At 41.3% G+C, this 24,611-nt stretch carries 25 protein-coding genes and 2 pseudogenes; 17 read left to right on the top strand and 10 right to left on the bottom strand.

The window, feature by feature from the left end; all coding sequences use genetic code 11:
- Positions 1-368: 368 nt before the first annotated feature.
- Together ACFE93_RS07750 and ACFE93_RS07755 are read right to left on the bottom strand one after the other, a co-directional pair.
- The gene (locus ACFE93_RS07750; RefSeq protein WP_375472765.1) at positions 369-1,415 is read right to left on the bottom strand and encodes a DUF1611 domain-containing protein; all 1,047 of its coding nucleotides are present in this window, start codon (positions 1,413-1,415) and stop codon (positions 369-371) included.
- Positions 1,399-2,451 (bottom strand): dipeptide epimerase, encoded by a 1,053-nt coding sequence (locus ACFE93_RS07755; protein WP_375472766.1) that lies wholly within the window; start codon positions 2,449-2,451, stop codon positions 1,399-1,401. The genes ACFE93_RS07750 and ACFE93_RS07755 overlap by 17 nt, the downstream gene beginning before the upstream one ends.
- Positions 2,452-2,582: 131 nt before the next feature.
- On the opposite strand from ACFE93_RS07755, the gene ACFE93_RS07760 reads away from it, so the two are divergent.
- Both ACFE93_RS07760 and ACFE93_RS07765 read left to right on the top strand, forming a co-directional pair.
- On the top strand, positions 2,583-3,134 hold the full coding sequence (locus ACFE93_RS07760; RefSeq protein WP_375472767.1) for an NUDIX hydrolase: 552 nt from the start codon (positions 2,583-2,585) through the stop codon (positions 3,132-3,134).
- Positions 3,135-3,156: 22 nt separating this feature from the next.
- Complete coding sequence (locus tag ACFE93_RS07765) at positions 3,157-4,659, top strand: toll/interleukin-1 receptor domain-containing protein (RefSeq protein ID WP_375472768.1); 1,503 nt, start codon at positions 3,157-3,159, stop codon at positions 4,657-4,659.
- Between the two features lie 63 nt (positions 4,660-4,722).
- Here the strand turns inward: ACFE93_RS07765 and ACFE93_RS07770 are convergent.
- Positions 4,723-5,103 (bottom strand): annotated as a pseudogene (locus tag ACFE93_RS07770) (nucleoside hydrolase); the annotation flags it as partial.
- A gap of 135 nt (positions 5,104-5,238) precedes the next feature.
- Here ACFE93_RS07770 and ACFE93_RS07775 point away from each other — a divergent pair.
- The 5 genes from ACFE93_RS07775 to ACFE93_RS07795 all read left to right on the top strand — a co-directional run bounded on the left by ACFE93_RS07775 (position 5,239) and on the right by ACFE93_RS07795 (position 10,204).
- On the top strand, positions 5,239-5,670 hold the full coding sequence (locus ACFE93_RS07775; protein WP_375472769.1) for a nucleoside deaminase: 432 nt from the start codon (positions 5,239-5,241) through the stop codon (positions 5,668-5,670).
- Between the two features lie 424 nt (positions 5,671-6,094).
- The gene (locus ACFE93_RS07780; RefSeq protein ID WP_375472770.1) at positions 6,095-7,771 is read left to right on the top strand and encodes an alpha-amylase family glycosyl hydrolase; all 1,677 of its coding nucleotides are present in this window, start codon (positions 6,095-6,097) and stop codon (positions 7,769-7,771) included.
- Positions 7,772-8,042: 271 nt separating this feature from the next.
- Positions 8,043-8,393, top strand: coding sequence for a DUF1772 domain-containing protein (locus ACFE93_RS07785; RefSeq protein WP_375472771.1), 351 nt, complete (start codon positions 8,043-8,045; stop codon positions 8,391-8,393).
- A gap of 47 nt (positions 8,394-8,440) precedes the next feature.
- The gene (locus ACFE93_RS07790) at positions 8,441-9,064 is read left to right on the top strand and encodes a class I SAM-dependent methyltransferase (protein WP_375472772.1); all 624 of its coding nucleotides are present in this window, start codon (positions 8,441-8,443) and stop codon (positions 9,062-9,064) included.
- A 246-nt stretch (positions 9,065-9,310) separates the two neighbouring features.
- Positions 9,311-10,204, top strand: a complete 894-nt coding sequence (locus ACFE93_RS07795; RefSeq protein ID WP_375472773.1) for a lysophospholipid acyltransferase family protein — start codon at positions 9,311-9,313, stop codon at positions 10,202-10,204.
- Positions 10,205-10,214: 10 nt separating this feature from the next.
- On the opposite strand, the gene ACFE93_RS07800 is transcribed toward ACFE93_RS07795, so the two are convergent.
- Positions 10,215-11,180: an SGNH/GDSL hydrolase family protein gene (locus ACFE93_RS07800; RefSeq protein ID WP_375472774.1), complete on the bottom strand. Its 966-nt coding sequence runs from the start codon at positions 11,178-11,180 to the stop codon at positions 10,215-10,217.
- 352 nt (positions 11,181-11,532) lie between these two features.
- Here ACFE93_RS07800 and ACFE93_RS07805 point away from each other — a divergent pair, with 352 nt between their 5' ends.
- From ACFE93_RS07805 to ACFE93_RS07815, 3 genes and pseudogenes are all read left to right on the top strand, one after another.
- Positions 11,533-11,673 carry a hypothetical protein gene (locus ACFE93_RS07805; protein ID WP_190240958.1) on the top strand — a complete coding sequence of 47 codons (141 nt, stop codon included), beginning with the start codon at positions 11,533-11,535 and terminating at the stop codon, positions 11,671-11,673.
- A 175-nt stretch (positions 11,674-11,848) separates the two neighbouring features.
- Positions 11,849-14,743, top strand: coding sequence for a glycerol-3-phosphate acyltransferase (locus ACFE93_RS07810; protein ID WP_375472775.1), 2,895 nt, complete (start codon positions 11,849-11,851; stop codon positions 14,741-14,743).
- Positions 14,740-14,964 (top strand): annotated as a pseudogene (locus ACFE93_RS07815) (cupin domain-containing protein); the annotation flags it as partial. The gene ACFE93_RS07810 and the pseudogene ACFE93_RS07815, both read left to right, overlap by 4 nt.
- A gap of 94 nt (positions 14,965-15,058) precedes the next feature.
- On the opposite strand, the gene ACFE93_RS07820 reads toward ACFE93_RS07815, so the two are convergent.
- A complete protein-coding gene (locus ACFE93_RS07820) occupies positions 15,059-15,322 on the bottom strand; it encodes a hypothetical protein (RefSeq protein ID WP_375472776.1) in 264 nt (87 codons plus the stop codon).
- A 123-nt stretch (positions 15,323-15,445) separates the two neighbouring features.
- On the opposite strand from ACFE93_RS07820, the gene ACFE93_RS07825 reads away from it, so the two are divergent.
- The gene (locus ACFE93_RS07825) at positions 15,446-15,814 is read left to right on the top strand and encodes a DUF2809 domain-containing protein (protein WP_375472816.1); all 369 of its coding nucleotides are present in this window, start codon (positions 15,446-15,448) and stop codon (positions 15,812-15,814) included.
- 237 nt (positions 15,815-16,051) lie between these two features.
- Here ACFE93_RS07825 and cobJ read toward each other — a convergent pair whose 3' ends face one another.
- Complete coding sequence (cobJ, locus tag ACFE93_RS07830; RefSeq protein ID WP_375472777.1) at positions 16,052-17,773, bottom strand: precorrin-3B C(17)-methyltransferase; 1,722 nt, start codon at positions 17,771-17,773, stop codon at positions 16,052-16,054.
- Positions 17,774-18,065: 292 nt separating this feature from the next.
- Between cobJ and ACFE93_RS07835 the strand changes: the two genes are divergently transcribed.
- From ACFE93_RS07835 to ACFE93_RS07845, 3 genes are read left to right on the top strand one after another with little or no spacing between them, the layout of a single operon-like run.
- Entirely contained in the window at positions 18,066-18,314 is a 249-nt protein-coding gene (locus ACFE93_RS07835; protein ID WP_375472778.1) for a multiprotein-bridging factor 1 family protein, read from the top strand.
- A 23-nt stretch (positions 18,315-18,337) separates the two neighbouring features.
- Positions 18,338-18,691: a hypothetical protein gene (locus ACFE93_RS07840; RefSeq protein WP_375472779.1), complete on the top strand. Its 354-nt coding sequence runs from the start codon at positions 18,338-18,340 to the stop codon at positions 18,689-18,691.
- A 37-nt stretch (positions 18,692-18,728) separates the two neighbouring features.
- Positions 18,729-18,986 carry a hypothetical protein gene (locus ACFE93_RS07845; protein WP_375472780.1) on the top strand — a complete coding sequence of 86 codons (258 nt, stop codon included), beginning with the start codon at positions 18,729-18,731 and terminating at the stop codon, positions 18,984-18,986.
- Positions 18,987-18,997: 11 nt separating this feature from the next.
- Here the strand turns inward: ACFE93_RS07845 and ACFE93_RS07850 are convergent, their stop codons facing one another.
- Entirely contained in the window at positions 18,998-20,107 is a 1,110-nt protein-coding gene (locus ACFE93_RS07850; protein WP_375472781.1) for a DNA-methyltransferase, read from the bottom strand.
- 160 nt (positions 20,108-20,267) lie between these two features.
- Here ACFE93_RS07850 and ACFE93_RS07855 point away from each other — a divergent pair, with 160 nt between their 5' ends.
- Entirely contained in the window at positions 20,268-20,444 is a 177-nt protein-coding gene (locus ACFE93_RS07855) for a hypothetical protein (RefSeq protein ID WP_375472782.1), read from the top strand.
- On the opposite strand, the gene ACFE93_RS07860 is transcribed toward ACFE93_RS07855, so the two are convergent.
- Complete coding sequence (locus ACFE93_RS07860; protein WP_375472783.1) at positions 20,437-20,826, bottom strand: hypothetical protein; 390 nt, start codon at positions 20,824-20,826, stop codon at positions 20,437-20,439. The genes ACFE93_RS07855 and ACFE93_RS07860 overlap by 8 nt on opposite strands.
- 217 nt (positions 20,827-21,043) lie before the next feature.
- Between ACFE93_RS07860 and ACFE93_RS07865 the strand changes: the two genes are divergently transcribed.
- A complete protein-coding gene (locus tag ACFE93_RS07865; RefSeq protein WP_375472784.1) occupies positions 21,044-21,745 on the top strand; it encodes a DUF547 domain-containing protein in 702 nt (233 codons plus the stop codon).
- Here ACFE93_RS07865 and ACFE93_RS07870 read toward each other — a convergent pair.
- Both ACFE93_RS07870 and ACFE93_RS07875 read right to left on the bottom strand, forming a co-directional pair.
- Positions 21,730-22,485: a TIGR04283 family arsenosugar biosynthesis glycosyltransferase gene (locus ACFE93_RS07870; protein WP_375472785.1), complete on the bottom strand. Its 756-nt coding sequence runs from the start codon at positions 22,483-22,485 to the stop codon at positions 21,730-21,732. The genes ACFE93_RS07865 and ACFE93_RS07870 overlap by 16 nt on opposite strands.
- Positions 22,486-22,557: 72 nt before the next feature.
- Complete coding sequence (locus ACFE93_RS07875) at positions 22,558-23,019, bottom strand: rhodanese-like domain-containing protein (RefSeq protein WP_375472786.1); 462 nt, start codon at positions 23,017-23,019, stop codon at positions 22,558-22,560.
- A gap of 178 nt (positions 23,020-23,197) precedes the next feature.
- Here ACFE93_RS07875 and ACFE93_RS07880 point away from each other — a divergent pair, with 178 nt between their 5' ends.
- Positions 23,198-24,085, top strand: coding sequence for a pirin family protein (locus ACFE93_RS07880; RefSeq protein ID WP_375472787.1), 888 nt, complete (start codon positions 23,198-23,200; stop codon positions 24,083-24,085).
- Positions 24,086-24,611 lie beyond the last annotated feature (526 nt).

Here is a 24,611-nt window from a genome sequence, read left to right on the forward strand (position 1 = left end):
CGAATTCAATAAACGACCACCCGAATTCAATAAACGACCACCCGAATTCAATAAATGACCACTCGAATTCAATAAACGACCACCCGAATTCAATATATTTATTGCATAAATTCTCAAAACCTCACCCCAAACCTGATTTACTAAGGTTTTAGCTTTAGTTTTACTCCACCCTAACCATCACTGCGATTAAGTAGGTAATCTTTGGGATTTAAGAAGAAATTCGACTTGTGTGTACACGGTAGCCTAAAAGGCGAGGGAGGAGTAACGAGATTAGAGGGTTTTTGCTCCCCTCTCCTCTCTTCGAGACGCTGCGCGAACGTAGGAGAGGGGCTGGGGGAGAGGTCAAAATAGCACTCGTCAAACTCACGTTAATTATTCATCACCGCATCCAAAAGCAGATTGGCATCAAAGCGGACTACATCGGTGCAAGGTAGCCCTGTTTCTGCTATTGTTTGAGCGATGCTTTCTTGAGCCGCAGATTCATCTAAATGGGCTGTGTTCAGTGCTATACCCACTACAGAAACACTTCCAAAAGCACCACCAGCATTAGCAACAGTTTCATAAAGCCGAATCACCTCTGGTAAAGGTGGAATTATGACATGGGGATGATTACGTACATGAACTTGTCCTGCCCGATGTACTAACAGCAGTTGGGTTGGTTGCGAACCACGGATTAAGGGTAGAGTTGCCGTTGAACCAGGGTGTAGCAGCGAACCTTGTCCTTCAATATGCAAGATGTCGTAGTTTTTGCCATAGCGCATGACTATTTGTTCTACAGCACCGGCGGCAAAATCTACCCGCACGGCATCTAAAGCCACACCATCCCCTTCTAACATCACCCCAGTTTGTCCTGTAGCCAGGAATTTAGAACGCCAGCCCCGCAGTTTTGACGCCCAATGTAACTCTAGACTAGTTGACATTTTACCGATTGCCATGTCGGTTCCCACTGTCAACACCCGCCGACACGGAAGGGTGCGTGCCATTCCACTAGCAACACTAATATTAGACGGCTCTTTTCGTACATCCCAAATTAGTTGCCCTGGTTTGAGCAGTGCATTTAATTCTGAGATACTTGCCATTGGTGTATGTAAACCATTCACCAGTGACATTCCCGCTTCTAAAGCGTCTTTGATTTCTAGCCAGTAATCATCTGGTACAGCACCACCTCCTGGAGCAATACCAATTACTAAAACTTCTGGTTTGTACTCTAAGGCTGCGGCTACCGATGCCACAATTGGCACATCACGCTTGATACCTGTTAATTCTGGTAGGGATTTGCCAGCACACTCGCGATCAATTACGGCTACGATTGGAGCTTCACTGTAACGTAAAATTGCTAGCCCTGTTTTGCCGTGATGCCCGCTAATTCCCTCATGCAGCAAGATAGCTACTCGTTGATTAAGTGATAGACGCACTGTGTTGCACTCCCAAACCTGGTAAATCGTTTGGCAAAACTCTTCCTTGTTTTAGCAATGCACCCGTAAAAGGGTCATCAATTAAGTTAAGGTGACTGTCTAAATCTAAATAATCAGCTAGTGGTGCTAGCTGTAATGCTGCTGTATTAGCTAGCGAACTGTCAGAATAGCAACCGAACATTACTTGCAACCGATATGCTCGTGCTGTATGTACCATTCGCATTGCCTCTGTTAGCCCCCCTGATTTCATTAGTTTGATATTAATGCCATCCACGTAATTTGCCAAATCGGGAATATCGGCGCTGGTGAAACAACTTTCATCGACAAAGATGGGCAGGGGAGAGTGTTGTTTGAGTTTTGCTAAACTTTTTTCTTCTCCCCGTGGCAATGGCTGTTCTACATACTTTATACCTAAATCAGCTAGCCAATTGCACATAGCGATCGCACCTTTTAAACTCCAACCCCCGTTGGCGTCAACAAAAAATTCTAGTAATGGTGCTTCTTCTCGCACTGCTAATAGCATTTTTTTATCTGCATCTATACCATCTGGGCTACCTAACTTCACCTTAAAAAGGCGGACATCGGTAAATTTTAACCAGTCTCGCGCTCTCGCCCTAGCACCTTCAGGTGAATTAATCCCAATTGTGACTGAAGTCGGGACTATTTGATTGCGATCAAGTCCCCAAATTTGCCACAAGGGTAAACCTACGCGCTTACCCAACCAGTCGTGCATTGCCATATCTAAGGCAGTTCTTGCAGCAGAAGGAACCTGGTTTTGTATTAAAACTTGCTCAATTTCCTGACGTTGTAAGGGGCTGAATATTTGCAACAGTGGCACAACTTGCTCTAAAGCACCCTTGATTGCATCAGTTGATTGCCGATGATTACCCACACCAAATGGCGATGCTTCCCCCCAGCCTTCGATGTCATCTTGTGAAATCCTCACCCATACATTCGTTGTCTGTGCCGTTGTACCCCGACTAATAGTCAACGGAAATCTCTTGTTTACAGTAAATAAATTTACATTTATTTGCATACTTATTATACATATTATGATATCGCCAAAGTCAGTGTAAGTTTAAAATTTAAATTATCGGATGCATCTGTTATACTTTTTTACATTCATTGCAAAGTTTTTATACATACATTTTATTTGTTACTTAATTTATGAACAACTTAAAGAAATGGAATATTTTAAAATCAAAAATGGTTTTAGATAATCCTTGGTGTCAGGTGAGGCAAGATGAAATAGAATTACCAAATGGTAAAATTATAGATGATTATTTTGTTAGTGTTAAGCCTGACGTTGCAATGATTTTACCTATCACTAGTAATAGAGAAATTATTTTTGTCCGGCAATATAGACATGCCGTCGGTGAATTTTTCTTGGAACTGCCAGCAGGGAATTTCGATCCCACAAAAGAGAGTGCAGAGGTAGCGGCAATTAGAGAACTGAGAGAAGAGACTGGTTATATTCCCCAAGAATTTAGAAAAATCGCAACTCTATACGATAAGCCAAGTAAAGACACCAATCAAATACATTTATTTTTAGCAGAAAATGTGGGCAAGGTTGGAGAGCAGCAACTAGATATTACAGAAGAAATTGAAGTTGTATTTATTCCCGTAAAATCAGTTTTAGATAAAATTATTCAGAGAGAAATTTCTGTTGCAGGAACTATAGCGGCTCTCTTTTTAGGTTTAAACTTGCTAAATTATTAATAATAATCTAAAAGTAATTATTATGTTTGTCTTTACAGTAACTGCTGATACTTTCCTGAAAGTTCGTCCAAGTGAGTTAGCGGAACTAGCTGAAGATGAAAAACTTCTCATTCAAGTCAAAAGTGTCTTGGAGGTAATTTCTTATGCTGAGGAGGAAGAATATTACAGAATTACTTTAAAAAAGTCTATCAAGGGCAAAGATACATGGTTTGTCCGTAAGAAGTATATTAAGATATCTGTTTTACAGAATTTATCTGAATACACTCCAAGATCCGCGACATCCAATGAACCACCAGACAAGGTACTATACCAACCTAGACCAACGACATCAAATGAACCACCAGACTCGGTAATATACCAACCTAGACCAACGACATCAAATGAACCACCAGACTCGGTAATATACCAATCTAGAACGAAAGCATCCCAGATTCAAGGCTCTACAAATTTTTGGAATAAGCTGTTACCAGCTAAAATCAACTTAGAAAATATTCGTAAAGCCTTGAAATTTTTGGGTGACGGTTTTGATAGTAAATCCATTAAGTTAAAGGTAGAAGCAAATAGTAATGTTCCAGTAAGTGAGTTGGGTTGGGATAGTAGCGATATCAAGGATGAAGAAGAAGTTATTAAGCAGTTAAAAGCGCAACTACAAGAAACCCCAACTATTCAAGAACGATCTTCACAACCTGCTGATATAACGAAAGATTTAGTGGATTGCAGTGTGTTCAGTCCTTCTTCTGCAACTCCAGGGGATATGTTCCTTATCCAAGTCTTTGTTCATCTTCCTGAACAAATTGAATTTGCCAAACAGAATGCTCAACAATTTGATCCTGATGCTAAACAGTTAGGAGCAAGAAGTTTAGGATTACCTATTAAACGGGGAAGTGAACTAACTTTTAACCTGTCCATTCCAAAACTAGAAGTAGATGATCCAATTCAAAAGTTGAGTTGGAATGGTAGAGCAGATTCTATTCAATTTGGGGTCACGGTTCCTGCTGATATCACTCAGAAAACAGTCATTGGAACTGTTACTGTAAGCCAAAATACAATTCCCCTTGGTCATCTAAAATTCAAGTTATCGATTATTCCTTCTGCATCTTCTACATCCAAAGACCCTCAGCTAGTAGGAGAAGTTGCTCGACATTATAGAAAAGCATTCGTATCTTACTCTTCTAAAGATCGGATAGAAGTTCTTAAAAGGGTGCAGGGACTAGCTGTAAGTGGTATTACAGTTTTTCAAGATATCCTTAATTTAGAACCTGGCGATCGCTGGGAGCAAGAACTTTATCGCAACATTGATGAGTGCGATCTGTTTCTACTATTTTGGTCTACTGCTGCAAAAGAATCGCCGTGGGTGCTTAAAGAAATATTGTATGCTCTTGAGAGACAAGGTTCTGATGGATTGCGTTCCCCCGAAATTATTCCTGTAATCATAGAAGGGCCACCGCCTGTTCCTCCACCTCCTGAATTGCAGAATCTCCATTTTAATGACAAACTTCTTTACTTAATGGCGACACCTAAATAGCAGATGGCAATCCAAATTCAAACTTGAGAAAATACGGAGATTAAAAGCACGAATTTTTCAGCCTGCAACGGTGGTCAATGGCCCAGTTACCATCAACGTTACAGGGCTTGATGCCTCACGTAACACCTGTATCATAAAATCTTGACCTGTTTCGGCAACCAATGGCGTAGTGATGGTTTCGCTTTGATTGAGAATGGGGAGATGGTCAACGATAAACGAATCACGGCGATAGAGAGTAGGAAATGGATTGATACCGCGCACAGTGCTTTGTGCTAACGGGATATGAGAAAATCCCATCAAATCTATAATTTTACGTGTGGCGCTAACAGCTGGTTTTACGTAGCAATCTGCTGGAGTGACGACAACACCAAAAAGTTCAATACGATCCATCGTCAACAGCAGCATAGTTGCTAGATAATCATCTACACCGCCATCGTGATCCATTAATACCAGGACTTACGCAAAAATCGCCAAAAGGCTTAATTTATCGAACCGCCAAGTCGCCAAGAGCGCCGAGAATTCGTAGAGTGTGCGTAAGTCCTAAATACAAGTTGTTTTGACATAAACAGGAGAATTAATATGAATGAGTTTATGGAAACTGCAATTCAAGAAGCAAAACAAGGCAGACAAGAAGGTGGAATTCCCATTGGTTCGGTTCTCGTCAAGGATGGCAAAATTCTTGGCAAAGGACACAATAAACGTGTCCAAGATGCAGATCCTGTCACCCACGCGGAAATCGATTGTCTCCGTAATGCTGGGAGAGTTGGCAGTTACAGAGGTACTACACTTTATTCAACTTTAATGCCGTGTTACCTGTGCGCTGGGGCAGTGGTACAATTTGGCATTAAAAAAGTCATCGTCGGAGAATCCAAAACTTTTCCTGGTGCTAAAGAATTTATGGTATCTCACGGTGTGGACGTTATCGATCTTAATCTTGACGAATGCGAACAAATGATGAGTGAGTTTATTGAAACTAACCCCGAACTTTGGAATGAAGATATTGGTAAATAGTAATTAGTTGGGCATTGGGGATTGGGCATGGGTTGTCCCCCTTGTCCCCTTGTTTCCCCTACTCCCCACTACCCACCTTTCAAGGGTAGGTGTTTTAAAATCAGCCAGTAGATAGAGTAATCTGATGCCAGGAAAAGTCACTGCGTTTACTGTCTTTCAATAGACATTTAATCCCAGAACGCATGGAATGGCTTTTGAGAACGAAACCCCAGAGACAATTGAGCAAAACTATCATATCATGTCTGCATAATTAGTTATGATTTAGATAGTCATTGCACCCCTACCATCATAACGATCGCAATATCTGGTTGAAGTCCAGCATATTAGTAAAATATTTATAATACTTAAGAAAGAAGCTGCAAATTGTTTGATATTACACAATAATTTTAGTGACTGTAACTAGCTAAAATTTAAAAGTGTGAAAATGGCAAATTTAACTGAATTTACATTGTTTGCTCCTCGCAACAAAGGAGCAGCTTTAATTGGGTCTTTTTCAGATTGGAAAGAAATTCCCATGTCAAAAGGTGAAGATGGGTATTTTCGCACTAAAATCAAACTAGAAGACGGCGTTTATCAATATAAATTTCGCATTCAAACCAAAAGCCCAAATTTTGCTCCTGATGAATGGATAGATATAATTGACCCCAAAGCAACAGATATTAATCAAACAGAAAAATACGGTATAGTACGCATTCAAAATGGTCAACGCATTGTTGATACTTACATTTGGCAGCACGATGAAATACCGTTGCCTGATAACCGGGAATTAGTCATATATGAAATGCACGTTGCCGATTTTACTGGTGATGAAGTTGACTCTAACGAGCGAGGCAAATATCTAGGAATAATTGCTAAGTTAGATTATCTTTGCGAATTGGGAATTAATGCAATTGAATTAATGCCAGTTAATGAGTACCCTGGTGATTATAACTGGGGCTATAAAGTTCGCCACTTCTTTGCTACAGAATCTAGTTACGGTTCAACAGAAGATTTAAAGAGGTTGATTGACGAGTGTCATGGTAGAGGCATTCGCGTTTTTATGGATGGAATTTATAACCACACAGATGAAGAATGCCCCTTAATACTAATTGACCGAAATTACTGGTATTACGAATACAAACATTATCCTGAAGACCCAGATAATTACTGGGGGCCAGAGTTTAACTATGATAATTACGACAAAAACTTAAATATTAAGCCTGCATGGGAATATATCAGCAATGTGGTAAAATTTTGGATTCATGAGTATCACATTGATGGAATTCGCTTTGATGCAGTGCGGCAATTGGCTAACTTTGAATTTCTCGACTGGCTGACTAAAGAAGCGAAAAACTATGCTGCACCCAAACAGTTTTACAACATTGCTGAACATATTCCCGATACAAACACTGTAGTCAAGCCAGATGGCCCATTAGATGCTTGTTGGCATGAAAGTTTTCGCTACTTTATAATTCCATATATTTGTGGTAAATCATTTGAATTAGAACAACTCAAGCAGATTTTAGATCCCAAACAGCAGGGTTATGCGATCGCTACCAATATCATCAATTATTTGGCAACCCACGATCGCGAACGTGTATTACGAGAATTAGGCAATTGTGGCATCTTTGACGCACCCGCATTTGAACGAGCCAAGTTAGCAGCTGCTCTGTTAATGACAGCGATGGGTATACCGATGCTGTGGATGGGAGAAGAGTTTGGCGAATATCAGCAAAAAAGCGAAGATGTGACTAAGCCGCGCAAGATTAATTGGTCTTTATTGTCAAGCGACCAAAATCATGATTTATTTGAGTATTATCAAAAGCTGATTGCTCTACGCCAGCAAACTCCAGCTTTGCAAAGTGACAATATTAAGTTTTTTTACGAAAATGCAGATAATAAAGTGCTGGCTTACACCCGTTGGGATGAGCAGAATTCTCATGTCGTTGTTGTGGCAAATTTCTCCGACCAAAATCTAAATCAATATAAAATTTCAGGCTTCCCAACTGCTAAGTATTGGCGAGATTGGGTTAGTAATCAAGAAGTGAAATCTGGAGAGGATGGTTTAGTCACTGACTTGCCAAACTATACAGCTAAGATATTTGTTTCAGATTTACAGTAGTGTCGTCTGTGGAATTTATCACGTCTTGAAAGATCAATCATCTACACCAATAACCCTTAACCCAAGCGTATTGTGATATAACACCATCTGCGAACAAGGCGTTGGGCAGTAATTAATAGGAGGCTTTATGGTAATTATTGACAATTTGCGCTTCCCTTTGACGCTTTTTACAGCACTAGGCTGCGGGCTGGTGGCTGGCGTCTTCTTTGCCTTCTCGACTTTCGTGATGAATGCCCTTGCACGACTCCAGCCAAAGGAGGGCATTATCGCTATGCAATCCATCAATATCACTGCGATCAATCCATTGTTCATGGTGGCACTCTTCGGAACGGCTGTGGCTTGCATTTTTCTAGCGGTTTCCTCAGTGTTAAAGTGGCATCAACCTAGTGCTGCCTATTTGCTTATCGGTAGCTTGCTCTATCTTATTGGCACTGTTCTAGTGACGATCGCGTTCAATGTGCCGCTGAATGATGCGTTAGCGATCGCCAAACCGGATAGCACTGAAGGCGCAAACCTATGGGCTAGATATCTTACCAACTGGACGTTCTGGAACCACGTTCGGACAATAGCGGCACTTGCGGCAGCACTCACCCTCGGACTCTGCGATCGCATGATGAGATAGAAATGATGAATATGTATGATACCCTTTGCTCGGCAAAATGAAGCTATATGAGTATTCAAGCAGCATACGATAATTGGTCAGCCACATACGATGCTGACGAAAATCTGACCCGCGATCTCGATCAAACCGTCACCAAAGAAACCTTGATGGGTTTAAGGTGTAAATCAGTCGTGGAAATTGGCTGTGGCACAGGTAAAAATACACTTTTGCTTTCACAAATTGCTCTGAAAGTTTGTGCGATCGATTTTTCAGCACAGATGATTGAAAAGGCGAAAGAGAAAGTTAGGTCAGCTAATGTGGTGTTTATTACAGAAGACATTACCAAGCAATGGACTTGTCGCAATCAGTCTGCCGATTTGGTCACTTGTAATCTTGTTTTAGAACATATCGAAGACCTCAGCTTGATATTTTCAGAAGCATCTCGTGTCTTAGTCAAAGGAGGATACTTTTTTATCTGTGAGCTTCATCCAGTCAAGCAATATCAAGGAACAAAAGCTAATTTTCAAAGACAGCAAGAATTCATTAAAATTCCTGCATTTGTGCATCATTTATCAGACTTTTTTAACACAGCTAAAGTTCATGGCTTCCTACTTGAAGACTTCCAAGAGTGGTGGCACGAACAAGATCAAAATAAACCACCGAGACTTGTGTCAATCTTGTTTAAAAAGTGAAGAAAATTTGGGCTGGATTTCAGATAGTGCAATCTTTGCAAATAAAAATCCCCAGGATTTGCTACTGTTTGAATTTAGGAGCGATGTCTAGGACAGGCTATGCCTACCTTCACCAGATTCCACCATGTCTGCAAATCATGTCCGACCGATGATAGACCTGAAAAAAGAACAACTGTTATTGAATAATCAGTAACAGTATTATGTAGCGGTCAAAATATACTAGTGATAGAAGATGAGCGACTAATTATGGAATTTCCAAAACAGGCAGAGAACATTTATGTCAGCGCTGACAATTGCTTAACATCAGAATTTTCGAAAAAGATTCATCATTCATTAACACAGCGAGATGTTCAGTTTATTAAATTACTGATGCCTGTATGGGAATGGTTTTACCGTTATTACTTTCAAGTAAAAACTGATGGATGGCATCATATACCAACAACAGGGAAAGTACTACTGGTTGGCTCTCATAATGGGGGCATGGCTTCTCCAGATTTAATAATGATGATGTACGATTGGTTTTCTAGATTTGGAACCGAGCGTTTGGTGTATGGTCTAATGCACCCTTACGCTTGGAAAGTAAGTCCAGAAATAGCAGGATTAGCCCAGAAATTCGGAGCAATTGTTGCACATCCCAAAATGGCTAGTGCGGCTTTTGATCGAGGTGCTAGCGTTCTGGTATATCCGGGAGGACAATATGATATGTTTCGTCCTCATAGCCAACGCCATAAAATTCATTTTGCCGGTCATCAGGGCTTTATCAAACTGGCTTTAAAACAAGAAGTTCCGATTATTCCTGTAATTTCGGTAGGCGCTCATGATAGCTTGATAGTCTTATGTGATTGCTATGATTTAGTCAAACAATTGCATCAGTGGGGATTGCCGTGGTTATATCAAATAGACCCTGGTGTTTTCCCAATTTACTTAGGTTTACCTTGGGGCTTGTCTATTGGGCCTCTACCAAATATTCCTCTACCTGTGAAAATTCACACTCGTGTCTGTCATCCAATTACTTTTGAAAGATATGGTCAAGATGCAGCTAGAGATCGTAACTATGTGAATGCTTGTTATGAAATGGTTCAAAGTCAAATGCAGGAAGAGTTAAATAATTTGGTTAGAGATACTCAGAAATCTAGCTAAAACATGAATATTAGTGACGAAGTGAGGCCTCTGTCAGTATTTCCAAAAGCGATCGCTCCATAACTTCACTGGCAAATTTATTACCTTGCAAGTTGAGGTGAATGTGATCGTGAAACAAACCTTGCGGGTTGGTAGTTAAATTGAAATTCGGTAAAAAATCTATATAGTGAATCTGCTGTGCTTTGGTAAAATCGCTCAAGCGCTGACGTGCTTTTATTTCGTAATCGCGGGGGCCTGGTTCGCCAATTTCTCGTAGCAAAGGAGTCATCACTAGCAGAAATTTGCTGTTGGATTGGCGAGTCAAGGCTTGAATTTTAGCGATCGCTTCCAAATTAATCCCCACGCGATCGCCTGGTTCATTTTGCACGGCTTGTAGTTCAGGAATTGGCTTTTGCTTAACAATATAACGCTGCCACACTTCCACTAATGCTAGGGCAGGTTTACGATCTGGATAATTGCGATCGCGTCCGACTGGCAAAGAAGTAGGAGGAGTTGCAAATAAATCATCGGTATTAATTATTAACACCACTGCTTGCGCGTTAAAGTTGCCAAACTTCTCCAAATAAGCTAATTCATTCCTTGGGCCCCAAGAGTTAGCTGAAGCATTTAGCACTTCTACTTCCTGATAATTACTATTAGTAGATGATGCTAGAGAACGCATCATCAAACTAGATATTGTATTAGTCTGATCTGTCCACCAGCCACCATTAGCAATAGAATCACCTAAGAGGAGAATTCGCAGCCCAGTAGGTGCAGGTAGCTTTTTTATCGGACTACCTCGCATAGAATATTCATTAATTTCAATGCGATTACCAAAACGACGGGTACGCTGGTTAGGAGCCAACAAATAACCAATCTGCTCATCGCCAATATAAATCAGGGGATTACCAAAACCAAACAGCGATCGCAGTCCGATCTCGATTACCAAAAACAATCCCACAACCACCGCCAATATTACGCTCAGTGCTATTTTCACCTACTCACACCCTCTTATACTGAGTTGCTTTTCAATGATACTGGGGGATTGGGCATTGGGCATTGGGCAAAACAGTTCCGTTAGCGTCAGCGGGGCGTTTAGCCCGTTTCGAGTTCCTCGGCTTAGAGTCAAGAAGTGAGATTCCACACTCAGCACTCAGCACTCAGCACTCCTGAAGGGCATTGGGCAAGGTTATTTTCATTGTCCCCCTTGTCCCCTTGTCCCCTTATCCCCACTCCTCACTTCTAAATTTTTAAATTTTTAAAGTGAATTTAACATCATCCGCAAAGAGAAGGACTACAATCAAAACGGACAAATATTTCATGCTCCAACAAGAGAGGATTACAAAACTGTGTCCGACTTAAATCGCGGAATTATGAAATTTAAGGGAGCAGATTCCCCAAAAGTAGTCACTATCTCTACCGTGTTGCTTCTGGGATCGATCGCTGCTCTTGTCATCTGGGCGCTACAAGCTGCCTATGCGCTAAACTAAAACCATTAGTAGTCTAGAAGGACACTGGCTAAAACGGAAACCGTTTTAGCCAAGTGTCCATTTAGTAACTAGTAAATAAAAGCTCTTTTATAACCATCAAAAATTTCAGAAAAACTTTAGATTTTAGATTTGAGGTTTTAGATGGAAAATTTAAATCTAAAATCCAAAACCCAGAATGTTTGAACCTTGGGGTGTTTTCGTTATTTTAATTATCTGCCCCCTTTTGGGCGGATTACCCGTGATTGCATGGATAACTTACGCCCTGAAGGGGAAGCAGTTATCACAAGTTGGTACAGGAAACATTAGTGTATCAGCTGCGTTTTATCATGGCGGTAAAATTGTCGGAATTCTGGCAGTCTTGTCAGAAGCTTTTAAAGGAATTGCGGCAGTCTTAATCACCCGCATTTTCTTCCCAGAAGGATCGTTTTGGGAATTGGTTGCCCTGATCGCTCTGGTAATCGGTAGATACTGGATGGGTAGAGGAGCAGGTACGACAAATGTTGTCTGGGGATTTGTCGTACACGATCCACTGGTAGCTATATTTGTATCTTTCTTTGCAGGTATTACTTTTACAATTCTGCAATCAAGAAAGGTAGTCAAATTTGGGGTTTTGCTGCTTTTTCCTTTGTTTGTGGCACTTCTGCACCTGAGCGATATTCCCAGAATATTTGCTGCTGTCGCTTTAGCAGGTTTAATGGGCTGGATTTATACTAAAATTCCTGATGATATGAAACTGCCAGCCCAAGAGGCACAAACAGAATCGCAAGCGATGTTGGAATTTTTACGCGGCGATCGCACAATGGTTTCTCTAGATGAGGAACTGAATGCTGCCATAGTCGGAGAAAAGGCGGCGACATTATCTCAAATTAAACGCTGGGGTTATCCAGTGCCGAAAGGATGGGTACTAGCCCCCATCGACGATCCTGAAGGGTTGACAGAATTTCTTCAGCCATCAGAATTATCCCCCTTGGTGGTGCGTTCCTCTGCTATTGGAGAAGATTCAGAACACGCTTCTGCTGCTGGACAGTATGAAACAGTTATCAATGTTACCAGTCAAGAGGCATTACAGTCAGCGATCGCCCAAGTTCAAGCTTCCTACAATCATCCATCTGCTGTCCAATATCGGCGCGATCGCGGTTTAAATGATACAGCAATGGCTGTGTTAATTCAACAACAAGTCCAGAGTGTATATTCTGGCGTTGCTTTCAGTCGCGATCCCGTTACCCAACAAGGCGATGCGATCGTGATTGAAGCCCTTCCAGGCAGCCCGACGCAAGTCGTTTCGGGAAAAATCACACCAGAACAATATCGCGCTTTTGTTGTTGAAACAGAAAATTCTTACTCTGTACAATTAGAAGGTCAAGGACGAGTACCACAGTCATTAATAAAACAAGTTGCTTACCTTAGTTACCGACTCGAAAAACGTTTTCATGGCACTCCTCAAGATATCGAGTGGAGTTATGATGGTCAAACGCTTTGGGTGCTGCAATCTCGACCGATCGCTACTCTGTTACCCATCTGGACGCGCAAAATCGCTGCTGAAGTAATTCCTGGAGTAATTCATCCCTTAACATGGTCAATTAATCGTCCCTTAACTTGTGGAGTTTGGGGAGAATTTTTTACTTTAGTTTTAGGCGATCGCGCCTTGGGGTTAGATTTCACCAAAACAGCAACTCTCCATTATTCCAGAGCCTACTTTAATGCTTCCCTCTTAGGAAATATTTTTCTCCGTATGGGACTGCCACCCGAAAGTTTAGAATTTTTAACCAGAGGAGCTAAATTAAGTAAACCCTCCTTGCAGTCAACCTGGGAAAATTTGCCAGGACTAGGAAAGTTGCTGAAGCGGGAATTAAATTTAGAAAAAGACTTCAAGGAAGATTATCACAAACGGTTGATTCCTGGGTTGTCGCAGTTGGCGCAGGAAGATATAGATAGCTTGGAACCACCGAAGTTATTGGCAAGAATTGATTTTATTCTGGAGTTGCTGCGTTATGGGACGTATTACAGCATTTTAGCTCCCTTGAGTGCTGCCCTGAGACAGGCGATTTTTCGGGTAAAAGATGGGCAAATCGATCATAGCGTCACCCCAGAGGTAGCGGCATTGCGATCGCTCAGTGCAATCGCTACAGATGCCAAACAGGTATTGGTTGAGTTTGAGCCACAGCAAGTATTTGAGCAATTAAAGCAAACCCCCGAAGGAGAGAAGATCCTCCAGGAATTTAACGAATTGCTTCAAGATTACGGCTATTTAAGTGAGGTGGGAACCGATATCTCCGTTCCCACTTGGCGGGAAAATCCCCAGATGATTAAGCAGATGTTTGTGCAGTTAATGCAGGGGAACGAACCACAAGCAGGTGCTAAAGACGCGATTAATAGTATCTTTGCCAGTAAGCGCAAACGCTCTTTCGTGCAACGGCGTGTGGATATCAAAGGACGAGTCACCGAAGTTTATTCCCGGCTTTTAGCTGAATTGCGTTGGAGTTTTGTGGCTTTAGAGAAGATTTTGTTAAAGTCTGGCTTACTTAGGCAAACAGGCGATATCTTTTTTCTCAATTTTGATGAAGTGCGGCGTCTAGTTGGAGATGAAGATTCCAGCTTAATAGAGCAGTTAGATGAGTTAGTGGAATTTAGGCGATCGCAATTCCTGCAAGATAGCGAGATTATTCAAATACCTGTTTTAGTCTACGGCAATACACCTCCTCACCCCTTAGCTCCCTCTGAACTCTACTCTGACCAAATTTTACAAGGTATTGGAGCCAGTCACGGGCAAGCCGAAGGTAGAGTGAAAGTGTTGCGAAATTTACAAGACGTGCCAGACATCGATCGAGATACGATTCTGGTAGTTCCTTATACAGACTCCGGCTGGGCCCCTTTGTTATTAAGGGCTGGAGGATTAATTGCCGAAGTTGGGGGAAGGCTTTCTCACGGTGCGATCGTTGCTCGTGAATATGGAATTCCCGCAGTGATGGATGTTCGAGGTGCTACATGGCTTCTGCAAGATGGTCAACGAGTCAGGATTGATGGGTCTAGGGGTATTGTGGAATTATCTAACGATTTAAGACCCGAATGATTACCACTTCCCTTAAAGACTTGCCTGAAGAATCGGTTTCTCACAATGCCGAAATCAAGAAAAAAGTGATGTTACGCTTCGGCGATTTACCTCACCTAACTAACTTTTCTCAAGCACGTTTTGCTCCTGGACAAACCGCACCAGCACACGCGCATCAAGATATGTGCGAGGTATTCTTTGTAGAAGCTGGTTCGGGAGTAATTCACATTAATGGTGCAGAAAATCACCACAGGAGAAGAAAGCAAACTCAGTATGAATTTGTTCATTAGTTTTCTTGAAAAACAATCTCGATTGCTCAGATTATCCGATTAAATCTTACAGTGCAAGCAAACGTCTATCAGGAATATGCACAAAGGCAGATAGTGGCATGACAACCCCCAAGAACTTTGTATATAAAGGTTGAATAGATCCCGAACAAGCGATCGCTTTGTTGCGTAATACGGTAATCATGGTCATATAATGCAAGTCTATTTCTGATAACGTCAAAGCGGAAGTTGCTACAGCCTGCGCGAAACACCGAAACGTCAAGGCAGAAGTTATTACACGGAAGACAAAACAGAGAAGTTTATCGGTAAACAAAGAATTTTACCTGCCATTGTCATTTGGAAACCTAGTCAGTAATAATAGAATTTTCAACAGAGGCTATCAAAAATTGAAGAGGTTTATAGTCAAACAGGTATTTTTTGAGCGCTATTGATTGCCATGTTTATTTTAAACAAAAAATATTTTTATCTTACACTGATACTATTTTTAATAGAGATAAGTATTGCTGCTTTTGCAAATGATAGTTTCATTCGTCCTTTTATCGGTGATATTTTAGTAGTTATACTAATTTATTGCTTTGTCAAAACTTTTTTGAATATACATTCATCCATCATCGCTTTCTCAGTTTTTGCCTTTTCTTGTACTATCGAGATTCTTCAATATTTTAATTTTGTAAATAATTTAGGATTGCAAAAATATAAGATTATGGCTGTTGCCTTGGGAAGTGTATTTGATTGGAAAGATATCATTGCTTATGCAGTAGGTATGATCGCAATCCTATGGTTGGAAAATAAATCATGGGTGTGAAAAATTTTCAAGTAATTTAATTGATAGCTCATTAAATTCAAGCTAAAAACCAATATGATTCAGTTAAGGCTAAAAACTAAAACTGGCGTAGGTTGGGTTGAGGAACGAAACCCAACATTATCAAAGCTTTGTTGGGTAACGTTTAGGCTCAACCCAACCTACTATTCTTCTTAACCCAAGCGTCTTGGATTTAAAAAAGTGCCTATCTTGCCTCTTTTGCTCTCTTCGCTGACGTGCCTATTGTTCGGTATAGCGACGCGGCGTATAAACCCAGATATTACCATCGCGGCGCTTGATGGTTCGGGTTTTTGTGGAGCCAACAAGAATAATTGTCCGCATATCAGCGCTTGCTGGTGTTAACTGGTCAAGTGCGATCGCCTTTACCGTTTGTCCTGGCCGACCGAGATTCCGGGCCAACACTACTGGTGTATCTGGTGTTCGATGTTGCAGTAAAATATTTCTCGCTTCTGCCAGTTGCCAGGTACGCTCTTTGGAAACAGGATTGTAAAAAGCAATGACAAAATCAGCCTCAGCAGCAGCCGCAATTCGTTGGGCGATCAAAGACCAAGGTTTCAAGATATCAGAGAGGGAAATAGCACAGAAGTCATGTCCAAGGGGCGCACCAATGGCTGCTGCTGCTGCCTGCATTGCAGAGATACCTGGAGCCACATGAATGTCGATGCTGTCCCATTCGGGTTTAGCATAGCGATCGCATACCTCAAAAACTGCTGTTGCCATTGCATAGATACCTGGGTCGCCAGATGAAACCACAGCTACATATCGCCCAGATGCAGCCAAATCAAGGGCCATCTTTGCCCGTGCCTCTTCTTCGCGGTTGTCAGACTCATGCCGTTGCTTGCCATCAGCTAGAGAACCAACTAAATCTAAATAAGTTTTATAACCCACTAGGTCAGTTGCCGACTTGAGTATCTCCTTCACTTCGGGAGACATCCACAGCGAACCACCAGGGCCCGTGCCAATAATCGCTAACCGTCCGCGTGGCTGACCGATGGAGTTGGGGTCAATTACTTCAGGGGCAATAGCGATCGCAATGTCGGGAGTTGAAGCAGTAATCGGGGATGTACCTGTGGCGGCGATCGCTACAGCTTGGGCGGGGCTATGACCTTGTGAAAGTAGACTTTCTAACTGATTTGGGGTAAAAAAGCGGGCGGGCACTTTCAAGGCGCTAGCTACCGCGTGGATTGCGGGATCGGCTGCGGCGGTTATGGGCGCAAATATCCCGGCGACTGATGCTTTTTCTAATTTGGCATCAGTTAGTAGCTGTTGTACTAAAACTACTGGATCATCAATCATGCCACTAATTGCGATCGCGATCGTTGCTGGGTGATAAACAAGACAGTTGGCTGTAGGAGTTACCAAACGTTCTGTAACTTGGATAGTCAAATCTCCTTTTGGATCTATAGGCAGTTTACTATCGGTCAACCAAGGCGCTATTCCTTCGAGCTTAACTTGCGCCCCAGCTAGCACATCTGAGATAAATTTCTTCGCATCGTCTGGGTTTGCTAAATGGTATCCAGGAGGAGGAGATAACAACGTTGTGCCTAAACGTAAATCGCCTGTGGTCGTAATTGCAGCTTTGACATCAAGGGCTTCGGCAATGCGGCGAGCCAAATCGTTTACCCCACCAAGTCCCCCCAAGAGAGGGACAACAGCACTACCATCTTCAGCCACAGCTAGCACTGGTGGTTCCTGTCGTTTATCCGAGATTACCGGAGCTAGCGTCCTAATTAAAATACCGGCGGCACAAATGCCAATCAGCGGCCTTCCCTGCACAAATAACTCGCGTAGCGTCTCGCCAAAATTCGTGAAGCTGACATCAACCTGCGATGTGCGACCCTCTAGACCGTATAGCGTTGCTCCTGGCAAGACGCTGATTATTTTACGTGCTACTGTGACGCTATTTTGACCTAGTACTACAATGGCAGGTGCAACATTCATGATCGTAAGTAGATATCTTGCAAAATTTGATATCCTTCAAATGAAACCACAGATTTAGACACGCAGTGACTTCCCGTTTACGACCTTGGGAAATTAATCGTGCGATGTCTACAATGAGCTTATCTTGGAGAGGATACGCCAACGCCTATACGCGTGCTATCTTCATAGTAGCTGTCAAAAACCTACTTCGGGTTTATCCCATATTAGGTTTTAGAATTTAACTGAGTTTAGCAATATGTAGTAACTCTCATCAAGATCGAAAAAACCATCGCCAGAAAAAAGGCAAGCTAAAGTGCCTAAATCAGTTTTCAGCGAAGATTACGATCGGTTTCGCCAGCTACTTATCGAAGCCCGCAAAGCTGCCAAGATTACTCAAGCAGAGTTGTCAGCAAAGCTAGAGCTGCCGCAATCTTATGTATCAAAGTATGAACGTGGAGAGCGTCGTCTTGACGTGATTGAATTTTTACAGGTTGCCCAAGTTCTTGAAATCGATCCGCTTGCTTTTATTAAAGAACTGTTGAGATACCAAAAGGAGACATAATAATCATTATTCAATATGTAGACTTGAACGCAGCAGATACAATAATTAATACCCAATACCAGAACGAATGGCATGAGATTAGTAATACTCTCACTAGAATGCCTTTGCACATCAAGGCTTCAGATCAAGCTGGAATTCAGGGTAATGCAATATTCGAGCCAGTAGGTACAAACGAATACATTAAAGCTGCCTTTATTCATGATGGTTGGCAATCAAATATACCTATTCCAATACCTTACAGATTTTTAGGTACAGATATTGATTTTGCTAAAGCTGGCATTATTATTGAAATTCAATTTTCTAACTATCCCTTTCTACTCAATAACACTTTGCGCTCAGAATTGTTCTTCAAAGCTAAAACTGAATTTGTTGGATAGCTCTACTAATCTAGTAATTATAGTAACAAAGGCTCTGATGTTTCCTGCTTCTAATAGCACTCTTTATTACGAGCAAGCTGTTAATCAGTTAACAGCTTTGGCTAAAAACCAAGTTTTTGATGTACCAATCAGGTTGGTTGGATTATTTGAACAACAAAATACAATAGTGCCTATTATCTGGACTGAGTATTTATCTAAAAGATATTCTAGAACCGTGAATACTAGAATCAGTCGCCAATGCCAAATTAATGCGGGACGTTCAGCTCGTAGTCGTTGTCTACTTAACTTACTGTAATAATTAATCTATTAACTCCACAATCTCAATTCAATTTGTTCTACTTCTTCTACTTGTTTTACTATTTGATTTTGCAAAGAGGCCTTTTTACCATTACCGTTAAGCTTTGGATCTAATGGAATCTCTTCACCTCTTAGATTAGCGGCAAAAGCAGATTCTTCATAGATTAATCTATCTTCCATTTCCTGCAAATGATACTCTTCTGAATAAATTTTTGCTTTGCTGCGTTCTGAAGCTTTATTTCCTACTTGCACATCAAACTTAAATTTATTAATAGATTGACCAGTTTTTTCAACATAATCGCGCAATGTTTTTAGATTTGGAAAACAACCATTTGGATCTGGATTGCCACTGAGACGACGCAAGGCAACTTGATGATATTTTGGTTCAATTTCTGACCCGATAAAATGGCGTTCACGATCTCTCGCAACCACCGCCGTAGTCCCAGATCCCATAAATGGATCTAAAACAATATCATTTTTATTAGTTGTAGCTAATATAATTCTAGCTACCAAGTCTTCTGGAAATTGGCAGGGATGTATAGTTTGTTCTTCATGGTTGTGTTTAACATTCCGAAACAGCCAAATATCACCAGGATTTTTACCTTCTGGATTGCATGAAAGTTCTCCCTTTCGATTACCTTGATAATGTTTTTTATTTTGATATTTTTGGGGAACTCTAATAGCATCTAAATTAAATTTATAGTTATCTGATTTAGTAAACCAAAGAATAGTTTCATGTCTACAAGAAAACTTTTTTTGGGCATGAAGACCATGTTGCCTAGCCCATATAATTCGGTTGCGAGGAATTAATCTGCATGACTCTAAAATCGGAAAAAAGCGAATATCCAGAGGAATCAGCATTCCTCGGTCAGAAAAAGCACCAACTTGCCAAAATAGCGAACCTGTATTTTTGAGAATCCGGCTACATTCAAGCAGAACTGATGTTTGTTCTGCCAAATAAATCTCAAGAGCCTGCCTTGATTCGTATTCTTTGCCTAGATTATAAGGTGGAGAGGATACAACTAAGTCAACACATTTATCTGGCAGATTACTTAGCAGTTGTAAGCTATCCTCTAAGAGAATCTGATTTAAGGGTAGATTCTCTTTATTAGTCTTCATTACGATACCTACCTTGCAAATAATACTAGGCTTTCGTCATCATAACCTATTTTAGGTTATTAGCCAATGATTAAGAAAAACATCAATAGTAAATAGAGTGTAATACCATACTTACTTTAACGATAAATATATCTTGCTGCCGTAGACATAGCTAAAGGCGATGGAGAAGCGATGTCTCACGACAGACAAGCCACTGTGCGTCTACGCATTTTTGAGAGAATTAGGAGTGCGATCGCATTCTCTTAAAAAAGTGCGATCGCTTGTTAAATTGGAGATTGGGACTCCAACCAAATATCCAAAGAATTTCTTCCCCAATCCCCAGTCTCAACTCAATTAGCTTTACGCTCTTTGAGTACTTGATCTAGTAAGTTTCTTGCAGGTTGTGCTTTAGCCAACGCTACTTGATGGTCATTATAAGCACGAACAAGGCGAGAAAGACTGCTCACACCTGTTTTGAGTTGCTCAAGTTCTTCACCAGCAACTAATTCTCCATCAAGCATCCGCCCAATCAACGGTTTGATATCGCCCACTTCCTGCCGGACTTTTTGGAGCTTTTCTAGAGAACTCAGTAAGGTTTTTAGTGAGTTCAATATGTCATCAATATCCTGGGCATCCTCCACTGGCTCAAGCGGATTTTCAATTGCGATCGTATCTTTGTCTGAAACTGTAGGCAATTCCTCTACAGACGTTTCACTTATAACCCCGTTTGACCGTGCCATCAACGCTTCCTCAAGGAATTTTCCTCAGTGTATCGCTGATTTCGAGTTGCCAAAGATAGTATTGTTATAATTCGTTAAATAAATACTTGTACAAATTCAACTCTACGTTGCGATCGCGAAACTAAAGAATTCCTTTAGCTCTAAATTAAGGCTATTTCATTCTATTTTGAAGATATGTATCAGTAAAAACAACGGACAACATATAAACACAGCAATAATGATTGATTTTGAACCTTGGGACAGGTTGTTGCGTCAGTATGTCGATCCACAGGGTCGTGTGAACTATATTGCTTGGAAAACTGAGCAACCCCAAGCGATCGCAGATTGGTTGTCGAGTCAAAAAAATCTGGATTTTACATTTAATAGCAACACTTTTGAGCAATTGGCATTGTGGATTAACCTTTACAATGCATTCACCATTTCGACAATTTTGTCGAGATACCCGCTTGAGTCAATTCGTCCGCGAATCTTAGGCATTCCCAACTGGCTGGCTTTTTTGTGGTTCTTCCAACGTCGTGCTTATTATATATTTGACAAGCATTACAGTTTAGCCCAAATAGAAAACCAAATTCTGCGGAATCAATTACAGGAGCCACGAATTCATTTTGCAATAGTCTGCGCTTCGGTTGGTTGCCCGTTACTGCGTGCTGGAGCTTATTTTCCTCAACAAGTTACTCAGCAGTTAGATGAAGATACCCGTCGCTTCATTAACAATCCTGAAAAAGTCCGTTATGACTCAGATAGTAAAACGCTCTACTGTAGCAAAATCTTTAAATGGTATCGTCAAGATTTTCTTAAGGTTAAATCCTCTATTCCAGAATATATCCGCTCCTACCTAGAAACAGACTTGCCAATAAATGCCTCAACGCCCATTTCCTATCTCTACTATGACTGGAACCTGAATCAGCGAATATCTTGATAAAATTGTTTGAGATAATTAGCATCAACGCCAATTCCCCACAAAAAACCGATATAAAGGTAGATTGCGTTTGCTTTGCAGCTACCCCATTTTGCGACGCGGCGATCTGAAGAGTGGACAATGCGGTTTACCAGATAAATACGTCCTTTTTTAACCAATCTCAAGCATAAATCTCCATCCTCCATAATCGGCAATGCCTCATCAAATCCATCGCAATCCCAAAAGTCAGTGCGACGACAAAACATTACCTGATCTCCAAATAACAGGCGCAATCCTCGAAAAAATAGGTAAGGCTTAAATAGCAGTGGTGCGTAGTAGGTTTTTAAATAATTATGTAGAGAGATGCCCCAGCGAGTCGTTTGAGATCCACTCATTAGAGAAATGAACCCCCCACAGGCAATGGTTGGTTCTACTAAAGTTTTCTCTATTACGGTGATTAAGTCATCCGGCACCCAAGTATCTGCATGAAGAAAGCAAAGAATATCTCCAGTTGCAGCCGATGCTCCGTAATTCATCTGAATAGAACGCCCACGCTGCTTAGATGAGAGAACTTGTACGCCTAGCGACTGATTGAACGATCCAAAGCATTGTTTTGCAACTGCCACTGTCTCATCTTCGCTGCCACCATCTACTACTATCACTTCAAAAGCAGGCGGATTAAGTAAAGTCAATTGGCGCAATGTCCGCTCTAAGCTAACTGCTTCGTTTAAAGTAGGAATGATAATCGAAACTTGAGACATGCAGCATAAGTAGTTTTATCGTTGCTTTTATTCTACTTGCTCCTCAATGTTGACAAGCTCTTAATCCAAAGGTCAACACTCCTGAGCATGGTAAGTAGCTTTTAGCAATTTTCCCCATATTGCATTGTAAGGATGTACAATCTTTGTCGGACGATCCTCTTGAAAGATCGGTCTGCCTTCGTTTGCCCACTGAAAAATCCCACCACTCAAGTTATAAATGCACTTCATCCCGGCTTCATCCAGTTTTTGGGCTAATTTTGCGCTCCGGTAGCCAACAGCACAGTACACAACAATTGGTCTATCTGGGGAAACTGTTGCAACTGCTGTTAAGTCATCTGTGAGAGGATCTATGCGTACTGCTGTTTCGATATGACTAACTGCATACTCAGTCTGACTTCGTGCATCTAGCACTAATGGACGGGGCTTTGCAGAATTTGATAGTAATTGAGCTAATTGCTTACAATTAATTTCCTCAACAGTAGGAAACTGAAATCCGATCAGAAGTTTAATAAAGTTAAACGTGAGCGATCGCATTTGTCAAAAGACCTCTGGTTGGCAAATAATACTTTTAATAGTAAAAAACTATCGAAGAACAGGCGATCGCATTGGCATCAAGTCTACAAAACAAACAGATAACTCATCAAGATTAGCTGATTTGCAAGTAAATATACTTATAATAATTACAGCATTTACTAATCACCTGCGATGATTTATGGCAATCCTTCAACTGATTGAACCCGAAGTTAAAAGTCTGGGTAGGTTTTTTGCCCGCCGCAGTTTGCCATATCCTAATCGCCAAATGGTTGGGCCGTTTATCTTTTTCGATCATCTTGGCCCGTCCGTTATGCCCCCCAATCAAGGCATCGATGTCCGACCACATCCTCATATTAATCTGGCAACTGTAACTTATTTATTTGACGGTGCTTTGATACATCGCGATAGTTTGGGTACTGTGCAGGAAATCCAACCAGGTGCAGTCAACTGGATGACAGCAGGAAAGGGGATTGTCCATTCAGAACGCTCACCTGACTCTGACCGTCAGCAAGAAATTACTATTCATGGTATTCAAACCTGGGTCGCCCTGCCTGTTGAACACGAAGAAACCGAGCCAACGTTCATTCACTATCCTGCTGAAACCCTTCCCACCTGGGAAGAGAATGGCGTTATCATCAAACTTATTGCTGGACAAGCATTTGGCTATACCTCACCTGTGAAAGTTCTCTCACCTATCCTCTATTTAGATGCAGTATTGTCTGCCAACGCTCACTTCACTATCCCTACAGATTATTCACAAAGGGCAGTATACAGCGTCACAGAGGGATTAAGGATTAATGATGAACCGATAGAGCAATATCGTCTGGCTATTCTTGAGCCAGGTGATCAGATTGAGGTTTCTGCTACAGCTACTGCTCAATGTATTGTTATTGGCGGTGAGCCGTTAGGTACACGCTACAAATGGTGGAATTTTGTCTCTAGCCGACCAGAGCGAATAGAGCAAGCTAAAGCTGATTGGCGCGACTCTCGCTTTGCGAACGTGCCAGATGAAACAGAGTTTATTCCGCTGCCAAAAGTAGTGACAGAAGCTAATCCTTTTTCATAAGTGTGTTACACTTCGACACTCACTGCCTCGCTTGAGGATGCACAAGTTTAACCCAAGTTGCCAGTTACTCTTATGGGCGATCGCTTTGGGATAGTTAAGCAATAAATGCCCTCCAAGAAGAGAAAATTAGAAGGCAGTTATGCTACTTGATAGGTGTATAGAATTTCATCTGTATATTATATGGTGAAATATGGTAGCAACTGCTGTGAGGCAAAGCCAAATGACATTTCTCTGCGATCTTAATGATAAGTCTTTAACCGGACATGATATCACTGGACAAGCTACTGTGTACACACAAGTCTTTTTGAGTGGCTCCAGAAACTTTTAATCCCCCCAACCCCTCTTGAAAAAAAAGCAAAGCTGTTTCATTTCCTCAAAGGCTCAAAAAAGACTTGTTTTGCGAACAAAAGTACTTGTTTTGTGAACGAAAGTACTTGTTTTGTGAACGAAAGTACTTGTTTTGTGAACGAAAGTACTTGTTTTGTGAACGAAAGTACTTGTTTTGTGAACGAAAGTACTTGTTTTG

Origin of the sequence: uncultured Nostoc sp. (genome assembly GCF_964247315.1) — a bacterium.
Classification (GTDB): Bacteria; Cyanobacteriota; Cyanobacteriia; order Cyanobacteriales; family Nostocaceae; genus Nostoc.